2 protein-coding genes are annotated in these 1,810 nt (G+C 69.7%); both read right to left on the bottom strand.

What is annotated here, in order from left to right; translation table 11 throughout:
* Positions 1-338: 338 nt before the first annotated feature.
* Positions 339-983, bottom strand: coding sequence for a DNA-3-methyladenine glycosylase (locus WA805_RS18965; protein WP_425243000.1), 645 nt, complete (start codon positions 981-983; stop codon positions 339-341).
* On the bottom strand, positions 976-1,810 hold an 835-nt coding region (argH, locus tag WA805_RS18960), incomplete at its 5' end, for an argininosuccinate lyase (RefSeq protein ID WP_425242999.1). The genes WA805_RS18965 and argH, both read right to left, overlap by 8 nt.

The raw sequence follows: 1,810 nt of genomic DNA, 5'->3' as shown, positions 1-1,810 counted from the left end.
TCAAAGCCATGGCTGAAAATCCGTAACGAGACAATCCCGAAGAACCATCCCGCGACGGGGGTTTAGTACATATAATGCACTGGCTTTTAACACGCTGTTGAGTTCTCAAGAAACGGACACACACCATCGAGGAGCTTCAGCTCCTCCTCCGGGGCAACCCTCGAACCATACTCCGCAGTACCCCTCATGTCAACCGCGTTTCCTGGAATTTTCCAGGATGTTGCGGACACACGAAGCTCCCGTAGGAGGCTGCTCGGTGGTTCCCCGGGGCCTGTCTCGCCTTGCGGCGTCCAGTCCCCCTCGGGGCATGTGAACTCTACGACCGCGCGAAACCTTCGTCAAATCGGGCGCTCTGACCGCCGCCGTGGCACCCACGGCCGGTACACGGACACCGACGGCTCCCCGTCCAGCCAGAACCGCCACGGCACGGTGGCTGCCGCGCTCACCCCGACTCTCGGCCCGGTGCAGATCGCGTTCTCTGCTACCGAACCGGTCCTGGACCTGAGCCGCACCGGCGACGCTGGATCACAGAAGTCGGCACCGTTGAGGGCCCGGTCGATTGCGAGTGCCTGACAGAGCCGCGCCGGCCCCCGCGCAAGATCCTTGGGCGGTCCCTGGACGGGCCGCCTGCGGCGCGCGAGCTCCTCCCCCGCGATCACCGCGCCGGCCCGCATCAGCACGGCCGACGCGGTGCCTGGCGTCATGCAGACGACGTTCACGCAGAAATGCATGCCGTAGGTGAAGTACACGTAGGCGTACCCTGGCGGCCCGTACATCACCGCGTTCCGCGCCGTCCGGCCCCGGGCCGCGTGCGACGCGGGGTCGCCCTCGCCGTTGTAGGCCTCCACCTCGGTCAGCCTGACCGCGACGAGACCCTCGGGGGATTCGTGCTCGAGCACGCAGCCGAGCAGGCCAGGCGCGACCTCAGGAGCGGGCCGGTTCAGGAACTCCCTCGGCAGCAGCCCGGCCAGCTGGTCAGGCACCGCCGGCCGTGGCCCACGCCGCGGCGTCGTTCACCGTGGCGCGCAGCGCGACGAGCTGTTCGGCGACGCGGTCCGGCGCCGTGCCGCCGAACCCCTTGCGGGCGGCGAGCGCGCCGTCCACCGTGAGCACGGCGCGGACGTCCGGGGTCAGGTGCGGAGAAACCCTGGTGAGGTCCTCGTCGCTTACCTCGTCGAGGCCGACGTCGTGCACCTGGCACCAGACCACCAGGTGCCCGACGATCTCGTGCGCCTCGCGGAACGCGACGCCGCGCCGCACCAGGTACTCGGCCAGGTCCGTGGCCAGGGTGTAGCCCGCGGGGGCGCCGGCGCGCAGCCGCTGCGCGTTGATCCTGAGGGTGGCGATGAGGCCGGCCATGGCCGGCAGCACGAGCAGCAGCGTGTCGACCGCGTCGAACACCGGCTCCTTGTCTTCCTGCAGGTCCCTGTTGTAGGTGAGCGGGAGTCCCTTGAGGGTGGTGAGCAGGCCGGTGAGCCCGCCGATGAGCCGCCCGGCCTTGCCCCTGGCGAGCTCGGCGACGTCCGGGTTCTTCTTCTGCGGCATGATCGACGAGCCGGTGGCGTACGCGTCGTCGATCTCGATCCAGCCGAACTCCTGCGAGGACCACAGCACGATCTCTTCGCCGAGCCTGGACAGGTGCACGCCGGTCAGCGCGGCCGCGAAGCAGAACTCGGCGGCGAAGTCGCGGTCGGCGACCGCGTCCATGGAGTTCGGCGCGGCGCTGTCGAAGCCGAGCTCGGTCGCGAGCTGCCGCGGGTCGACGGGCAGCGACGACCCGGCGAGCGCGCCGGCGCCGAGCGGGCTGACC

This window comes from Trebonia sp. (assembly GCF_049794275.1).
Classification (GTDB): domain Bacteria; phylum Actinomycetota; class Actinomycetes; order Streptosporangiales; family Streptosporangiaceae; genus Trebonia.
Note: the sequence above shows the minus strand (reverse complement) of the source record. Positions and strands in the feature narration are given on the sequence as shown.